At 44.0% G+C, this 17,075-nt stretch carries 15 protein-coding genes; 8 read left to right on the forward strand and 7 right to left on the reverse strand.

Going from position 1 to position 17,075, the window contains the following annotated elements:
- Nucleotides 1–43 precede the first annotated feature (43 nt).
- The gene (locus AC58QT_RS29870; RefSeq protein ID WP_497412161.1) at nt 44–466 is read right to left on the reverse strand and encodes a DUF1801 domain-containing protein; all 423 of its coding nucleotides are present in this window, start codon (nt 464–466) and stop codon (nt 44–46) included.
- Nucleotides 467–620: 154 nt separating this feature from the next.
- Between AC58QT_RS29870 and AC58QT_RS29875 the strand changes: the two genes are divergently transcribed.
- From AC58QT_RS29875 to AC58QT_RS29900, 6 genes are all read left to right on the forward strand, one after another.
- On the forward strand, nt 621–1,496 hold the full coding sequence (locus AC58QT_RS29875) for a DUF3221 domain-containing protein (protein ID WP_497412162.1): 876 nt from the start codon (nt 621–623) through the stop codon (nt 1,494–1,496).
- A gap of 39 nt (nt 1,497–1,535) precedes the next feature.
- The gene (locus AC58QT_RS29880) at nt 1,536–2,144 is read left to right on the forward strand and encodes a LysE/ArgO family amino acid transporter (protein ID WP_497412163.1); all 609 of its coding nucleotides are present in this window, start codon (nt 1,536–1,538) and stop codon (nt 2,142–2,144) included.
- 119 nt (nt 2,145–2,263) lie between these two features.
- On the forward strand, nt 2,264–2,923 hold the full coding sequence (locus AC58QT_RS29885) for a hypothetical protein (RefSeq protein ID WP_497412164.1): 660 nt from the start codon (nt 2,264–2,266) through the stop codon (nt 2,921–2,923).
- A 15-nt stretch (nt 2,924–2,938) separates the two neighbouring features.
- Entirely contained in the window at nt 2,939–4,030 is a 1,092-nt protein-coding gene (locus AC58QT_RS29890) for a toxic anion resistance protein (RefSeq protein WP_310224306.1), read from the forward strand.
- A 121-nt stretch (nt 4,031–4,151) separates the two neighbouring features.
- Entirely contained in the window at nt 4,152–4,955 is an 804-nt protein-coding gene (locus AC58QT_RS29895) for a DUF6492 family protein (protein ID WP_497412165.1), read from the forward strand.
- 37 nt (nt 4,956–4,992) lie between these two features.
- The gene (locus AC58QT_RS29900) at nt 4,993–6,333 is read left to right on the forward strand and encodes a sugar phosphate nucleotidyltransferase (protein ID WP_497412166.1); all 1,341 of its coding nucleotides are present in this window, start codon (nt 4,993–4,995) and stop codon (nt 6,331–6,333) included.
- Between the two features lie 50 nt (nt 6,334–6,383).
- Here the strand turns inward: AC58QT_RS29900 and AC58QT_RS29905 are convergent, their stop codons facing one another.
- From AC58QT_RS29905 to AC58QT_RS29930, 6 genes are read right to left on the reverse strand one after another with little or no spacing between them, the layout of a single operon-like run.
- A complete protein-coding gene (locus tag AC58QT_RS29905) occupies nt 6,384–7,214 on the reverse strand; it encodes a carbohydrate ABC transporter permease (RefSeq protein WP_497412167.1) in 831 nt (276 codons plus the stop codon).
- Between the two features lie 22 nt (nt 7,215–7,236).
- Nucleotides 7,237–8,163: a carbohydrate ABC transporter permease gene (locus AC58QT_RS29910; protein ID WP_497412168.1), complete on the reverse strand. Its 927-nt coding sequence runs from the start codon at nt 8,161–8,163 to the stop codon at nt 7,237–7,239.
- Nucleotides 8,164–8,174: 11 nt separating this feature from the next.
- Nucleotides 8,175–9,527, reverse strand: coding sequence for an ABC transporter substrate-binding protein (locus AC58QT_RS29915; protein ID WP_497412169.1), 1,353 nt, complete (start codon nt 9,525–9,527; stop codon nt 8,175–8,177).
- Nucleotides 9,418–9,954, reverse strand: coding sequence for a helix-turn-helix domain-containing protein (locus tag AC58QT_RS29920; RefSeq protein ID WP_497412170.1), 537 nt, complete (start codon nt 9,952–9,954; stop codon nt 9,418–9,420). Before AC58QT_RS29920 ends, AC58QT_RS29915 begins: the two co-directional genes overlap by 110 nt.
- 37 nt (nt 9,955–9,991) lie before the next feature.
- Nucleotides 9,992–11,698, reverse strand: coding sequence for a sensor histidine kinase (locus AC58QT_RS29925; protein ID WP_497412171.1), 1,707 nt, complete (start codon nt 11,696–11,698; stop codon nt 9,992–9,994).
- On the reverse strand, nt 11,695–13,263 hold the full coding sequence (locus AC58QT_RS29930; protein ID WP_497412172.1) for a helix-turn-helix domain-containing protein: 1,569 nt from the start codon (nt 13,261–13,263) through the stop codon (nt 11,695–11,697). Before AC58QT_RS29930 ends, AC58QT_RS29925 begins: the two co-directional genes overlap by 4 nt.
- 135 nt (nt 13,264–13,398) lie before the next feature.
- Here AC58QT_RS29930 and AC58QT_RS29935 point away from each other — a divergent pair, with 135 nt between their 5' ends.
- Both AC58QT_RS29935 and AC58QT_RS29940 read left to right on the forward strand, forming a co-directional pair.
- Nucleotides 13,399–14,526 carry a M14 family zinc carboxypeptidase gene (locus AC58QT_RS29935; protein ID WP_497412173.1) on the forward strand — a complete coding sequence of 376 codons (1,128 nt, stop codon included), beginning with the start codon at nt 13,399–13,401 and terminating at the stop codon, nt 14,524–14,526.
- A 24-nt stretch (nt 14,527–14,550) separates the two neighbouring features.
- Nucleotides 14,551–16,911, forward strand: coding sequence for a 3-keto-alpha-glucoside-1,2-lyase-like domain-containing protein (locus AC58QT_RS29940; RefSeq protein ID WP_497412174.1), 2,361 nt, complete (start codon nt 14,551–14,553; stop codon nt 16,909–16,911).
- Nucleotides 16,912–17,075 lie beyond the last annotated feature (164 nt).

The raw sequence follows: 17,075 nt of genomic DNA on the forward strand, positions 1-17,075 counted from the left end.
CAAAACAGCAAGCATCTTGTATGCTTGCTGTTTATATTTATCCCTAGCTTGGGTAACGTTCCTGGAGAAATGAGACCGATTGGGTTATCAAATCTTTTAATATATCGGTATTGATATCTGCGACTTTATTGATGTAAACGCAGGCTTTGGCGGCTTCATGCTTGCCAAAGTCCTTTAATAATGCCTCACGTTCCGCATCGCCTGTTGTTACATACAAGCTGATCTTGGCTTTTCGCGGTGAAAAACCAACGAGAGGCGCATCGCCCTCATGACCGGACGCATATTTGTAATGGTAACTGCCAAAACCAATGATACTGGGGCCCCACATTTTAGCTTCTAAACCTGTTGCTTCTACAAAAATATCCAATAAACGATAAGCATCTTCACGTTTCTTTGGGCTTTCCACATTTTCAATAAACTCGATGACACTGTTATCTGTTATTTTCATTTTTGCTTCATATGCCATTGAAAACACTCCTTATCGATTTCCTCTAATGCTGACTAGCTATGTTTATTTTACCAAAAATGGGATTGAAATAGAAACCATACGAAGCGATTCATCGTCTAATACATACCACACGGATTGCGTGAACATAGGTGAATGAAAGAGGAGGTTTATCATGATGGATAAAAGAAGATATTGGTTTCCTCTGTTGTGTTGTATGATGCTAGTTACTGTCCTAATTGGTGGTTGCGGTAATCAGCAGGCGTCACCTAAAAAGGCGCAATCATTTTCAATAGAAGATTTACAAAAATATGCGAATCAGCTGATCACGTTAGAAGCCGTCTTTGAGAAGCATCAAGTCAAACCTCAGTCCACTTATAGCACGGACAAGGAAGTGTTTCTAGAAGTGCGCCGCGTAGGCGAACATGATAAGACGTTGTCGGACGCGGAGAAGTCGAAATTCAAACAAGCGATTTTTAAAGCGATCGGCGCTGAGTTTCCACTGAACATAACGGTCTACGCCATTGATGAACAATCCGGCACAAAAGGGGAAATCACCGCGATTGATGGTAAGGGAAGGTTTCTAGTTGTCAAGACGGATAAATTCATAAACCAAGAGCAGAAAATGCCGGATGCAACTTGGTATACCATGTCAGATGATGCTGTTATTATGTATGAAGGTAAAAAGTTTAACGTAACTGACGTGCAAATCGGATCATCCGTCACCGTGTGGAGTGAAGGGATGATGCTGACGAGCTATCCGGGTCAAACAACAGGTTTACGCCTTCAGCTTAACACACTGGACGATGGCGTCGGCGATCTAAGTGGCAAGGTTACGAGCGTAACCACTTCAGGCGAAGGTGTCAATCTGGAGAGAATGCTAGACGTCGATGGGGTGAAATATCGCTTGCTTCCGTTCACACAAGTGTGGAAAGACGGAGTGTTGATTGAGGCTGCGAAAATGAAAGAAGGCGACCATGTTAAGCTTTGGTTTGCAGGATATGAGATTGGCCCGGAAAAAATGGTAACGAAAGTTGTTATTACGAACTAATAGATATCGTTTATGATCTGTAGTTAGGAGAAAAACATCATGCTTACAGCGATAGTACAAGGAATTCTTTTATCCGCAGGTCTGATTCTGCCATTAGGTGTTCAAAATGTTTTCGTATTTAATCAAGGTGTGACACAACCGAATTTTATTCGAGCACTACCAGTCGTGCTAACTGCTGCTCTTTGTGATACGGTACTCATTTCATTAGCCATTCTTGGTGTATCCGTTGTTATCGTTACGATTCCCGCTATTAAGATCATTCTGTTCGCACTAGGGATCTTGTTTCTAATGTATATGGGGATTCTTACTTGGAAAAGTAAACCGGCATCTAGCACGTCTGAAGAAGCGGCACTTTCCCCGAAGAGGCAAATTGCTTTTGCGGCATCGGTTTCGTTATTGAATCCCCATGCGATCTTAGATACGATTGGTGTCATTGGAACGAGCTCAATCCACTATTCGGGGACGGAAAAATTAGTTTTTGCGGTAGCGTGTATCGGGGTGTCATGGATTTGGTTTATTGCACTTGCTCTCATGGGGAGGCAAGTTGGAAGATTAGATCAATCTCGCACTTTTATCACTTATCTGAATAAAGCATCTGCACTCATTATGTGGGGAACATCCATTTATTTGATCACCCAGCTACTCTAATTGAAATGGTCATATAGGAAGAATGCCAGTGTGCGAATTTGCTCCTATAAATTGACATCAACTGCTGGGGGATATATGATTTTAGTGGGTAACACGATCGAACAGGGGTGTGAAGATTCATGCAAAAGCAATTCAAAGTCGCAGCAGGCATCTCTCTTGCAGGATATGTCGTCAGTCTTATTACGACTGGTTTCTTACCGGAAGCCGTTAATTTATTAGTGCCAGCAGCGTTGACTTTTGGCACAGTTCTTGTTCTACAACGATCTCCCAAAACCTTAAAGGGAACAACGTCACCCGGAGCTATTACCGAAACATCACCGAATCCGACTCCTGAACCGAGTGCCGTTTCTGCGAATGTGGATGAGCGTATCACGGAACAAGATCCTTTTTGGGGACCTATTTCGGAATATATTCATGTCATTGAAGAGACGATGATTTCAGAGGGGCAGAAGAATACGCTGGATGATGAAATCGTGGAGAAGACGCTTAGCTTACTCTCCAGGGTAGGGCGATTGATTCCACAATTGAAAGAGCTTAATGATGCAAATATGAATCATAACATACAAAGATTGATTTTTAAGGATTTAAACGGGGCGATTAATCCCTTTCTGAAGCTGGGCGGGGAAGCGAAACGCTTAAATCGTCGACTCTTGCTTACAGGAATCAAGGATATTAACTCCAAGCTCACGGATTATGTTGAAACGATCGAACAAAAAGATTTAATAGAATTACAGACTCGGATGGAATTAATCCAGCAGCGCTATCGTTCACAAGATTAAAGGAGGCAGGGGATCATGACAACACAATTGGTGCAATTAAAATCAACGGATTTGCAGAAGGTTGAACAAGAAGCCAAGCAATTGCTTGAGAAAGTCTCTTCGACAGATACGATGGAACTGGAAACGTTAATGGATTCCATTGGTCGTATGGGTTCCAAAACGATGGAACAAGCTGGACAATCCCTTGCGATGCTCGAACGTCCCGTCAATGAATTGATGTCCGGCAAACGCTCAGAGGTGCAGAATAACATCCTGAAGCTGCGCGGCGAAATAGACTCTTTAAGCAAGAGCAAGCAGCTTGGCTTTTTCGAGAAAATGATGAAGAAGACGCCACTTAAGAACTATATTTATAAGTATCAGTCCGTGAAAACAAACGTAAATGCGATCGTTCAATCCTTGCGTAATGGGAAAGAAACGTTGGAAGAGAACATGGCCTACATGAAGACGCTGAAGAAAAATTCCATTGAATCCGTCTACAATTTGCAAATGCGAATTGCGATGGGAGAGAATTTAAAGCAGCTTTTCGAAGTGGAAATTGCTAAACCGGAGAATGAACACCGCAAAACCCATTTGGAAAGAGGACTTCGTAAGGTTGTGACACGTATACAGTCCTTCCAAGAGATGGTCATTCTGTACCAACAAGCGATCGCAGGAACGGATATCATCAATGATAACAACGATAAACTTATTGATGCGGTGGATGCGACGATTGATAAAACGCAGAATCTACTTACGGTGTCTGCGATGATCTCTATGGCCATTGAGGATCAAGTACAAACGATTGAAGCCGTCAATAGTGCGAACTCGACATTGAACAAAATGTTTGAAGAGAATTCGCGCTTGTTGAAAGAAACGACGCAACGTACGAATGACTTGCTAGGTAAGCCAGGCTTGCAGATGGACTCGATTGAAAGAGGGATGAACGATCTTTTTGCTGCATTGGATCTCTTCGAGCAATCGAATCGGACAATCATTCAATCGGCGACGGAACACACGCAACGACTAGGCAGCATTAGTCAGCAAATGACACAAAGATTAGGTTTGACGCCTGGCACGAAAACGAACGCAGAAATTAAAGCGTCCGAACTAGGCGGTCTTTTGGAATAAAACATAGTGAGATAAGAAGCTGTCAGGGATATGATCCTTGGCGGCTTTTTTCGTTTAACCCATGCCATTTCATTCTCCTGACATATGATAATCCAAACGTTTGAATATTGGAGATGATGGCATGTTCATGCAAATAAAAGAAGAGCTTAGTCAGAGCTCCCAATTGGATGTGATAATCCCAGCAATTGAGAAAGACTTGGGAACACTCCCCCTTGTCATTGATAGTATACGAAAATATGTGAAGCACCCGATTGGTGAAATCATCATAGTGGCTCCGATGAAAAAACGTATTATCGAGCTTTGTTCGAGAAAAGGTTGTCGATTTGTTCATGAAGATACGGTTCTTGCCATAACGAAGAAGGATATCCATTATCAATCCAAAACATGGGATCGTACCGGTTGGCTGTATCAACAGTTACTTAAATTGAACGGAGATACGTTATGTTCCTCTAAATACTATATGGTTATTGATGCAGATACGGTTCTTATTCGACCTCATGTCTTTCGCGTGGGCAACAAGACCGTATTCTACTGCCGGGATTGGAGTCAACCCGAATATTTTAAGACGTATAGAAAATTAATGGGAAAAAATCGCTCGGCGCGATTGTCCTTCGTTACGCATTACATGCTGTTCGAGAAAACGAAAGTCAAGCAGTTGAAACAAGCCATTGAGGCCAAGCACAAACGCAGCTGGTATTCAGCCATTATGAAAAGTATGAATACATCCAAACAATTTGCTTTCTCAGAATTTGAAACGTACGGCAATTTTCTTTATTCAACGCAACCGCACAAGATGATTTTTAAGCCTGCCCGAAATATAAGCTTGCATGTGCGTGATTCGCAAATTACCTCGTCGAGGATGTCAGCCTTAGCCAAAAGTTATCGATCCATTTCGCTTCATAAGCGGAAAGGATATGTGAAATAAGGGAGAATTGTGATGTCCCAAGAAAGGAGTATTTGGCTTGCGTATTGTACTATTGTGCGGGGGATCTGGAAAAAGACTATGGCCTTTATCTAACGAAATTCGCTCCAAGGTATTTCTTAAGCTTTTGAAATCCAAAGATGGTAGTCAAGAATCGATGATTGAGCGTATATGCCGACAATTGGATGAAGTTGGTTTGCTGCAATCCACCTGTATTGTCACCCATCATAGTCAAGTAGAGATAACGCGTACGTATGTAGGCGAGCACATTCCCATCATTAGTGAACCATTCAAAAGAGGAACCTTTGCGGCAGTCGCGTTATCGGTTACCTATCTGTCTGAGAAGATGAAAGTACATCCAGATGAAACGATATGTATACTCCCCGTGGACACGTATGTTGATTTGGCTTTTTTCCAACTGTTACATCGTTTTCCTGAGGTCATTTCGCGTTCTAAGACAGATTTAGTACTTCTTGGTTCTAAACCTAATGTGCCTTCTGATCAATTTGGCTATATTGTACCTGTTCTTCCGAAGGATACCGATGATTTTGCTGTTGTACGTTATTTCGTCGAAAAACCGAATGAAGAAGTGGCAGCAGATCTCATTGAACATCTAGCTTTGTGGAACTGTGGAGTTTTTGCTTTCCCATTAAGGTTCATGCTGAGTTATTTGAAGGACAATGGGCAACCGACGCAAATGGAGTCATGGCTGGCAAATTACGAGCAAGTGATCAATACAAGCTTCGATCGTGAAGTTGTTGAGCGTAATCCACATACCATCGTCATGGAGTATGAGGGGGTATGGCATGATGTAGGCAACTGGAAGGCATTAACCCCCCATTTTGACAGCCAGATCGGAGCTGGTCGAATTTCGGATGATTCCGTGAATACACATCTCATTAATGAACTTCCCTATCCAATTGAAGTCATCGGTATCTCAAATATGATTGTCGCGGCTAACGCAGACGGTATTTTAATTGCGAATAAAGATAAAGCTCATCTAATTAAGGAAAGACTTACGCAAGCACCGCCGTTTCCCATGCATGGGGAGAAAAGATGGGGTTCTTATCAAGTGTTGAAATATGAAAAGGAGGAAGAACACGGGAGAGAAAGCATGATTAAAATCGTGAAGCTCTCCCAAGGAAAGATGACCAGTTATCATTTGCATAGCCTTCGACAAGAAAGTCTAACAATTTTATATGGCTGCGCGGAAATTCTTATGGAGGACAAACTAATTAGACTTGTGTCAGGTGAAGTTTTGCAAATTCCAGCTAACAGTAAGCATGGGATCAAGGCAGTTACAGATCTGGTATTGATGGAAGTTTGGTTGGGGAATGACCTATCGGATGAAGATATCGTACGATTTTCTATTCAATGGTAAAAAGAGGAGAAGACCTGCCACTTGTTGAAATTGGCAGGTCTTCGTCATAGTTAACCTTTGACAGCCCCAGAAGTAAGCCCTTGAATAAAAAAGCGCTGCAGGAAAATAAACATGATTGTGACCGGGATTGAAACGATAATGGAAGCAGCCATCATGCTGTTCCAGTTGTCCTGCATTTCTCCAAAGTAATTGAGGATGAGACCTGGCGCCAACGTACGCTTGTCAGCTGAGGTGATTAAGGTCAAAGAGTAGAGCAAATCGTTCCAAGCCCACACGAACCCATAGATCGCGACAGAGACAATCCCCGGAACCATCAAGGGGAAAATTACCGTATGCAAAATTTTTAAGTGACCCGCACCGTCGATCTTCGCCGCTTCGATTAAGGCCGTGGGAATTTGGTCGAAATAGGTTTTCAGCGTCCAAATGCCGACAGGCAGTGTGAACGTAACGAAAGCAAGAATTAGAGATAAATAATGATCCAGCAAGCCAAAGCTTTTCATCATTAGATAAATGCTAAGTAACAGAACCGCGTGCGGAGCAATTTTGGATACTAAAATCAACACCATCAACGATTTTCTTCCGTTATATCTAAACTTGGAAAAGCTGTAGCCAGCATAGGCTGCGACCGCTGTCGTTAAGAGGCTGCTGGCGAAGGAAACGAAAAGACTGTTCCCTAGGAAGCGCATGATTTTACCGTCCTTCAGCACTCCCGCGAAATTCGTTAGCGTAGGATGATGCGGGAAGAAAACGAAATCAATTAACTCGGATTTCGGCTTCAAGGCCGTGATAAACATCCAATAGAGCGGGAAGAAAACGAATAGGCCCAGAACAATGAGGGAAATCCAAAAAAACAAGCGAAATCCAAGTGTTTTCTCAAACATGGCCGTCATCTCCACACTTTCTCTAGTCCATATCCTTGGTCAAGCTTCTTACATATAAAATACCGAATATGAGCAATACAATGACCCAAATCGTCCCCATAGCGGAGGCAGCACCCAAATTCCAGGTTTGAAATGCATTGCGATACACATCAACAGCAAAGGTTGTCGTTGCTTTCGCAGGCCCACCTTGGGTCATCACCCAGATGAGATCGAAGTGCTGCAGACTGCCCATCATGCCGAGAATAAGCACAAGGTAGAAAATAAATTTCATTTCCGGAAGGACGATATGCCGAAATATTTGCCAATTCCCCGATCCGTCTATACGGCCGGCCTCAATGAGTTCCTTTGGTACACTTTGCAGTCCGCCTAGCAGAAAAGCCATAAACCAAGGGAGGGTTTGCCACGTTTTGGCGATAATGACGACAAGCATGGCCGTTTCCGTTTTCCCTAACCAAGTAATATTTTCATGAATGATTCCCATTCCCTTCAGCACCCCATTCACGATGCCGAAATGACCGTTGAAGATCCACATCCATAGAAAGCCAATAGCGGTACTGGGGATAATCCAATTCACAAGGGTAACACCGCGTAAAAATTCAGCGCCTTTAAAACCTTGGTTCAAGATGAGCGCCCATATAAAACCTAGAATTAACGGGGCTAAGGTGCCCCCGATGACGAAAATAATGGTGTTTTTCAGCACGCGTATGAAGTCGGAATTGCCAAAGATATTCTTGAAATTCTCCAAGCCGATAAAGTGGGTCTGCGGATTCATTAAGCTGCGATCGGTAAAACCCATCCAGAGCGAATTCAGAAAAGGATACAGAATGATAAAGCTGAATACGGTCATAGCCGGTAAAACCAACAGAAAGCCAAATTGGCTTTCTGTTAACTTTGCACCGGAGCGATAACCGGCTTTCTTAGCTGTCAGTTTCGCACCGTGTTGATGCACGTAGCTTCGCCTCATTTCTTAAGAAGAGTCTTCATTTTCGCTGCTGCATCGTCCATCGCTTGTTTAGCTGACTTCGATTTCAGCAGCGCTGCTTGAACTTCTTCCGCTATAATTGTGCTAAGCTCATTGACCTCTTTGAGCGTTTTCACTTCGCCATTTCGCATCGTTTTACTGACCTCAGACCATTTCTTAGCCCATTCGTCGTTGGTTACTTTAGGATCGCTCAGCGCCGTTTTCTTCACAGGAAGCATACTGGTTTTCTCAAAGTAGCTAATGGATTGTTCCTCGCTGATGAGGTGTTTGATGAACTCAGCACTTTTTTCTTTATTCTCGGAATTTTTGAAAATGACGAGCGCATGGCCCCATGAAATGGATTGCGGCACATCACCGGCTTTAACAACAGGTCGCAGCATAGGTTTGATAAATTTTGGTGAGTCTGCTTTCGAAATACCTGTAGCCTCAAGCGTTCCTTTGGCCAAGATGGCATCGTCGTAGAATCCGATCATGTTTTTGGCGTACAGCTGTCTAGCATCAAATCGGGAGACATCCATCTTGATATAGCCTTTATCCAACAAACTCTTATACCAGTTAAGTGCTTGCACGACCTGGTCACTATTAATCGTTATGTTCCCTTTATCGTCAAAGAAACTGCCGCCAAACGTCCATACCCAAGCGTTAAAATCGGAAACAATACTAGCTGGCGTCTTTGTCTCCATCGCATATGGAATAATGTTAGGATTGCTGTCTTTCAGTTTCTTCAAGGCATCTTCAAATTCGGCAATTGTCTTAGGCGGCGCTGTTACTCCGGCTTTTTCTAATAACGAAGGATTGTAGACCATCCCGATGGAGGCAAGTGTCCAAGGTATCCCAACTTGTTTACCGTCGATCTGTCCGACTTTCAAAGAGGCATCTTCAATGTTGTCTTTGAGCCATTTTGGATCGAACACCGTGTTTAAATCGACTAAGGCGTCAGCGCTGGCCAGCGTTTTTAACCAGCCGATATCCGATTGCGCGACATCCAAGTTTTCTTTCCCTTGATTGCGTAGAATCAACTGCTGCAAGGCATTGGCGAATGGCCAGCCAACCCATTTCACTGTTGCATTGGGATTCTTATCGTTCCAGCTCGTAATCATCTGATTGATGATAGGCTTGGAGGCTTCTTCCTCACCTGACCAGCCGGACCAGACCATATTTACCTTTTTCTCTTCTTTCACAGGTGCTGCGGTTGCGGCAGGGGCTGTAGTTCCTTTCGCTTCAGTCGCTTTCGTGGGTGTCGGTGATGTGACGGAGGCCGTGTTGGAACAACCGACAACTAGGGCAAATGCCGTTAAAATAAACATGGCTTGAGCAAGATGCTTTCTCATGTAAATCCCCCTTTTTCATTTTCCGGTAATCATTTGGCGTCGTGCCTGTGTAACGTTTGAAAATGCGGAAGAAGTAATTCTCGTTGAGGTAACCAACTCGAGAGCTGATCTCACTCATTTTCATGGACGTTTGCTCGAGTAGCAGCTGCGCCTGTTCAACGCGAGTCTGGTGCAAAAAATGAATGAGATTTTCACTGCGTTTTGTTTTGAAAAGTCGGCTCAAATAGGTTTCTTCCATGGAAACGTATCGCGCAAGGAACTTGACCGAGATGTTTTGGTCATAGTGCAGGGCAATGTAGGTCATGACTTGATTAATTTGCACATGATCCGATGAATCCAAGTGATTATCCGTCAATGATCGTTTCGCAATTGCGGATCGCCTCCTCTCTAAGTAAAGGATAGACGATCTGCTAATTGTTTTTAACATGGTTATTTTAATGTTTCACACTTGTTTGATATCGTAATTACACAATCGGATGTCTAAGCGTGACTTTAAATCCGCTTCCAGGGCGATTATCCATCTCCAGGCCATACTTTTCGCCAAAATGAATTTGCAGTCTTTTGTGTACATTCATCAGTCCGATGCCATATGTCAAAGTACCTTCTGTGCCAGGTCCGTTATCCTCGATAATACATAGTAGATCGTCTTCTTCTCGGAAAATCGAAACAAGGATTAGACCTTCTTTGTCCACGAGTTTATTCATGCCATGTCGGATCGAATTTTCTACAATGGGTTGAAGCAGCAGTTTTAACACTTTCAGTTGAAGAGCGGCGGGTTGCACATACCAAAGAACCTGAAAAGAATCCGATTTGCGCAGCAGCTCGAGGTCCAGATAACTTCTTGCATGCTCAGCTTCACGCTCGACGGTCGTCAGCTCATCCTCATTGAGGTTATAGCGGAGCATGTTGGCAAGGAGCGTAACCATGCGCGCGATACTCTGTTCGCCGGCCTTTTCCATTTTCCACTTGATCGTATCCAGCGTATTGTACAGAAAGTGAGGGTTCACTTGATTGATAAGCATTTGCAACTCTAATTTTCTTTTTTCACTCTCCACGTTTTTTGTCGTATCTAACAAGGTGAGCATACCGGAAACCATAGAGTTGTATCCGCTTACAAGTTGTCCGATTTCATCTGTACGCGATTGATAGTCCTTGAATTCGTTTAATTGTCCTGTTTTAATTTTGCGCATATGGGCAACCAACGATTTGACCGGATGAGAAAAGCTCGTCACGATGAGGGAAAGTAAGACGGCAATGATTGCAAGTCCAAGTACGACAATCCATACGGTAAAATAACGGATTCGATCGATGACGCCGACCAGATCCGTACTGGGAATGACGGCTACGAGGTTCCAACCTCGGTATTCAATGGGAAGGGAAGCCGCGTAGTAAGGCTTATTTTGGATTTTGACGATCTGAATATTTTCAGAAAATTGAATGTCTAACTTCTCATTCTCTTTGACGGTTGGATTGGTTAGATTGCTGTTATTGTGCAAAACAGTGCCATTCTCATCCATAAGCAGTAACTGGAAATTGGGGTAGGGGGTGGGGGTCACCAATTGCTTCTGCAGCAGATGGCCCGGTATATGTATATACAGGACGGCCAGCGGACTGTAGCTATAATCCGTAAGCAGCGGAATGTATCTGACATAGACGAAATTGGAGGACTTTGTTTGCGGATTCAATTCATGCGCCCAAAAGGCTTTCCCACCGGATGCAATAATTTGATTGAATAAATGCATATCCGGATCGACCGATCGAAACGAGAACAAGTTTTCATAGTTTGGAAAATGCTCGAGTTGTTTGGGTACAACATAAATCTGATAAGGACCCTTCATTTCATCGGTAATGCTGTCATTGATTTTGCCGGCTGATTCGAGTTCTTGAAAGAAGTTTTTCGGTGCTGGGCTGGTCAAGGCGAGCTGAAGCTTTTGCAATGTCATAATTTTGTAGGAGAGGGAGGTAACTTCCTGGAAAAAATCATTCAAACGATGAGCATTATTATACAAATTGTCATGCAAAAACAACTCCGTATTCGCTTCGATTTGCTCCTTCGTTTTCTCATAGGATAAGTACCCTAGCAGCGTAACAGGAACGAAAACGGATAGGACAAGAAGGATGAGCATCTTTTGAAACAATTGCAGCCTGTTCAATCCATTTGGAATGTTCATTTGCCGTATCGAAACTCCTTTGGGGTCAGTCCGGTTCTTTTTTTGAACATCATGCCGAAATGCTGCAAGTTCTGGTAACCCAATTCCGTACATATCTCGTAAATTTTCAGGTTTGTTTCTCTTAGCAGGTGTTTGGCATTCTCAATGCGCAGCTCCGTCACATAGTCCAGAAAGGTTTGCCCGGTTTCCTTCTTGAACAAATGGCTTAACCACACGGGACTGATGGCTAATTGTTCGGCCAGCCCCTGTAGCGTAAGCTCCTTGGCAAACTGTTCCTCAATTAGTTGTTTGGCTCGCGCAATTACGGCATTGGATGTGGAGGGGGCTAGTTTTTTGCCAACTTCCTGAAAATAGTCGGTAATTAATTTCTGGATTCGCTCAAAATTCGTATCTCTTCCAAGACTTTCCCAGAGTGAGATTGGAATTTGCTCAAGCGTGATTCGGGTCGATTCTCGCAGCAAGACATGAAGTTCAATGACCATTTCCATGCTTTTTCTCACGATATCTTGCGGATGGTCTAGCTTTTGGATAATCATGCTTTTGAAAATATGTTCCATCCGCAAAGCGATGTGCGCTCGATCGCCCGAATACACGGCTTGAATTAGATGTTCTTTCAACAGTTCGTTGTTCGTTTCGGAGTAATGTTTGAGCTCTGAGAAATAGAGGACGGGTGTATTCGGATTTAACACGGCTAATTGGCACGCTTTGACTGCTTGGGAATAGGCGTCATGTAACAGATGAAAAGAACTCATACGCAGACTTATGCCGCTAACCGTCGGGATGCGTTGATACGCCAGCACCTTGTGGTGAATATCAGTCGTCATTTCTTCCACGTCATCTTCCACTGTTAGGATACAGGTTTGCTCTTGATTCTGTATGACGAGTGAGTGCGGGTAATTCTGGACGACTTCTTCCGCAATATTGCGAATGGCAAAGTAGTGAAGCGCTACTTCTTCTTTGGGTTGTACGGTGTCAGGCTGCTCCTGCTTGTCAAGCGCGATGACGACATAAGGCGAATGGGTCAACCATTCCAAATCCCAAAACTGCAGTCGGTGATACACGTTTTCCTGAAGCGTCGTTTTGTGCAGCAAACAATCCAATAAAAATTTATCACGCAGTGTTTGCGTGCCGTGATTGGCCATTTCTTTTTGCCGATGTAATCGGACTTTTTCTTGTTCTTCTTCTTGTATCATATTAATTAAACTGATCACTTTACCGCAAAAATCCTCTTTGGGAAAGGGTTTAAGTAAATAATCGACAACGCCTAGTTGAATACTGCGCTTTGCGTATTGAAAGTCACTGTATCCGCTGATGATTAGAATCTTTGGGTGATAGTGCAGCATTTCCTTGATCTGGCCGACCAAATCCAATCCGGATAAGTTCGGTAAAACAATGTCAGATACAATGATGGCGGGGTGAGAGCACTGCACGATATGATAGGCTTCTTCTGCACTAGCTGCCAAATAAACAGTGTGAAGCTGTTCATTTAGAGATTGGAGGGCTAAGGCCATGCCTGATAATATTTCTGCTTCGTCTTCCACGAGTAAAATGTCAATTGGGATCAATGGTCATGCCCCTTTGCCTCATATTCGATGAGATCACATTAAAATCAAGGAAATGTTCATTGTATTGCGGCCAACGAGTTAATAAATTATAGATATAGTCTCGGTAATAAGAATATGAACAGGCAGGTGAATGAAATGGATCAAGTGAAAATAGCTTGTTCGCACGCAGGCGGCAATATTAAGGTCATTTCCATGGAAGGAAGACATGTCAAAGTAGAGCAGGATTTACGTGATACAACCGTGTGGTGGTGGTATTGGAATTTCTCTGCAGAAAGCAACGAAGTAGGTGAAGTGCTCGTTGAGTTTGTCAATGGTGAAGTCGTCGGACCTTGGGGTCCTGCGATTAGTTTGAATGGAGAGTCTTGGAGTTGGCTAGGGAGTGAAAGTCTAATGGATCGCCGTACATTCCGATATCGGTTCGAAGAGGCGAATCGTAAAGTGTATTTTGCCTTTTCGCTGCCGTATCAGTTGCACCATTTTGAACAATTTATCAATGCTTATCAGAAACATGAGCTTGTTGAGAGAAAAATACTGACACTTTCGGAACAAGGTCGATCTGTCCCATTAGTTCTTATCGGTAATAAGCAGGCGGAGAAGCACATTATAATAACGGCTCGGCACCACGCTTGCGAATCGACGGCTTCTCATATGGGAGAGGGATTGCTTGGCGATTTGCTGGATCGAAACTCGGAACTCTTGTCGCAGTACTTAATTCACTATATTCCATTCGTTGATATCGACGGCGTTGAGAATGGTGACCAAGGAAAGGCTAGGGCCCCTCATGATCATAATCGCGATTATATTGATCAGCCCATTTACAAAGCTACTGCAGCTATCATGAATTATACTACATCTCTGAATCTCTATATAGCGCTAGATTTGCACTGTCCTGTACGTTGGGGCGATCCGGAATGGGGGATGAGAGATGATTACCCGTTTATTGTGAAGTCGGAATCGCCAATGAAAGAAGAGATGGAGGTGTTCGGGAAAATTTTAAATGGCATATCGCTTAGGAATCCAAACGAAGGTCATTTGGTGTATGACCCATGTCATGATATTGAAGTGGGGGAGGGGTGGAATCAAGGAGTAAGCACGATGGGCGCATCATGCGGTAATTTTATGAGAAATCGAAAGGCAAAGCTTGCGGTCAGCTTCGAATTTCCTTATTTCGGAATCGGAGAGCACGTTGTAACAGGAGAGTCCAGTCGTCAATTTGGTGCGGATATGGCAAGAGCTTTAGAAAGCTACGTATTCGGCGAATAACAAGTTGTAGGAAGGGGCGTTAGGATGTCGAAAAAGAAGAAGGAATTGAAATCCTACTTGATTGCATTCGGATTAATGTCGATGATCATAGCGTGTTTAAGTGTGGTAGGAGCCAAAAATATCGCCTATGCCATCGACATTATGGTGGATAATGGGGATGCATCTTCCTATAGTGAGCGTGTAGGGACTTGGACGACCGTGAGTGCGATTGGCAACGGGGGATCTACGGTTCGGAGGTCAAACTCAGCGGGGGCAGCGGCCATGTATTGGTTGCCAAGCGGATCCGCCGCAGGATTCTATACCGTGCAAGTCTATAAGGTTGTTACGACAGACGGAGATCCAAATGCGGTGATCGGGATCAGGCATACAACGGGCTCAGAGAGCTATACACAGGACTGGACGACAGGAACATCCGGATGGGTAACGCTCGGGACGTTTTATTTTACACCGGGAAATGCCGATAGTGCCGTTACGTTAGCCAGGGGAAAATGGTTTAATGGATCCGGTTATCTGACAGCTGATGCGGTCAAATTCGTGCCTGCGCCAACAGCTACACCAACGCCGCCGCCTACCTTTAGTTCGCCTACACCTGCGCCACCAAGCTATGTACCTGCTGCTTACACGTTGGCCTTTCAAGATGACTTCAATGGATCTACGCTGGATACGTCGAAATGGGACATTATGGACATTACTTCAACGAATGGCGCCTATCGACCAGAGAACTTGATGGTTTCCGGAGGCTCTCTTAACATTGCCATGAAAAAGGAAACCTTCGGAGGAAAGAATTATACGTCCGGAGGTGTTATATCCAAACCATCTCTTGGTTTTGGGTACTATGAAGCAAGGTTAAAATTTAGCGGATCAGGTTCAGGCTTTCATCAATCGTTTTGGCTATATGCAAACAATGGAGTTAAAGTGTCGACGGATGATACTTATGATGAAGTGGACATTATTGAAACGAATTCCAGCAATCCGAACACGTATTTTACCAACTATCATAATTGGCACTGGCTATCCAGCGCGCATACGTCTTCGTATGGCGGGAATATATCGGTTCCAGCCCCCAATTTAGCAGCAAGCTATCATACGTTTGGTGCTTTGTATACCGATACAGAAGTGAAATTTTACTTGGATGGCGTTTACAAAAATTCAATCAACAGTTCGTTTGTCAGCTCTACCCTTAAAAACAGAACGAACATATATTTGAATGCTGTTCAATATGAAACTGTTGTTGATACGAATTTACCTGGTACGTATTCAGTGGATTGGGTCCGCTATTATGAGGCACCTGCAATCACGCCAACACCTACGCCGACTCCAACTCCGCCACCAGCGAGTTATTTAATCAATGATGATTTCGAAGACGGGGACTCGACAGGTTGGACTTCAACTGCAGGTACATGGTCTGTTGTGACCGACGGGGCTACGAAGGTGCTCAAACAATCCGCAGCAGCAACATCGGGACGCATGTATGCAGGCAATGCCGCTTGGACTGACTATACGATGGAAGCGAAAGTGAAACTTCATGATTTGAATGCGAACACGGCATCCGGCATTATGGTTCGCTACCAAGACAGCAACAATTATTATATGTTCAGGCTTCATGAGACTGGCAAGGCTCAACTGTACAAGGTTGTAGGAGGCACCGCTACGTTATTGCAGGAGTCCGCTCAGGCCGTTAGCACCAATACGTGGTACGCACTCAAGCTCGTGTTGAGCGGGAATACATTCAACGGGTATGTGGATGGTGTGCAAAAGATTACAAATGCCACGGATTCTACCTGGAGTAGCGGTAAAGTAGGGGCACATTCGTACCAGCAGTCGTTTAGTATTGACGATGTTAAGGTTTATGATGACAGTCCGCCTCCTGATTTATTAAGTGACAATTTCGAAGACGGTGATGCGACAGGGTGGACACCAGTAACCGGCACTTGGTCTGTCGTAACAGACGGAGCGACCAAAGCCTATAAGCAATCAGCTGGGGGTACATCCAGTAAAGTTTATACGGGCAATGCCGCCTGGACCGACTATACGATGGAAGCCAAAGTCAAATTGCATGATATGTCTTCGACCTCAGCTTCCGGCATCATGGTTCGGTACCAAGACAGCAACAACTATTATATGTTCAGGTTACATGAGACCGGTAAAGCACAGCTGTACAAAATAGCAGGCGGTACGGCAACGTTATTGCAGGAGTCCGCTCAGTCGGTTACTACGAATACGTGGTATACACTCAAATTAGTTGTGAATGGCAGCACCTTTAACGGATACGTTGACGGCGTGCAAAAAATAACGAATGCGACAGACACGACGTGGAGCAGCGGCAAAGTGGGTGCCCATTCGTACCAACAGTCGTTTAGTATCGATGATGTGAGGGTTTACTAAGTTTCGTTTGGCATACAGAAATAGCCTCTCCCAGAAGTAAGATATGCGAATGAAAAAGGAGCTTAGCGGTTGGATACAATGTACCTGCTAAGTTCCTTTTTTTGTTTCCGCTTCTCGGAAGAGCACGCAAGATAAGGTGATGGCATCATCTTATCTTGCGTGTT

The sequence above is a fragment of the Paenibacillus sp. J31R109 genome, assembly GCF_059692055.1.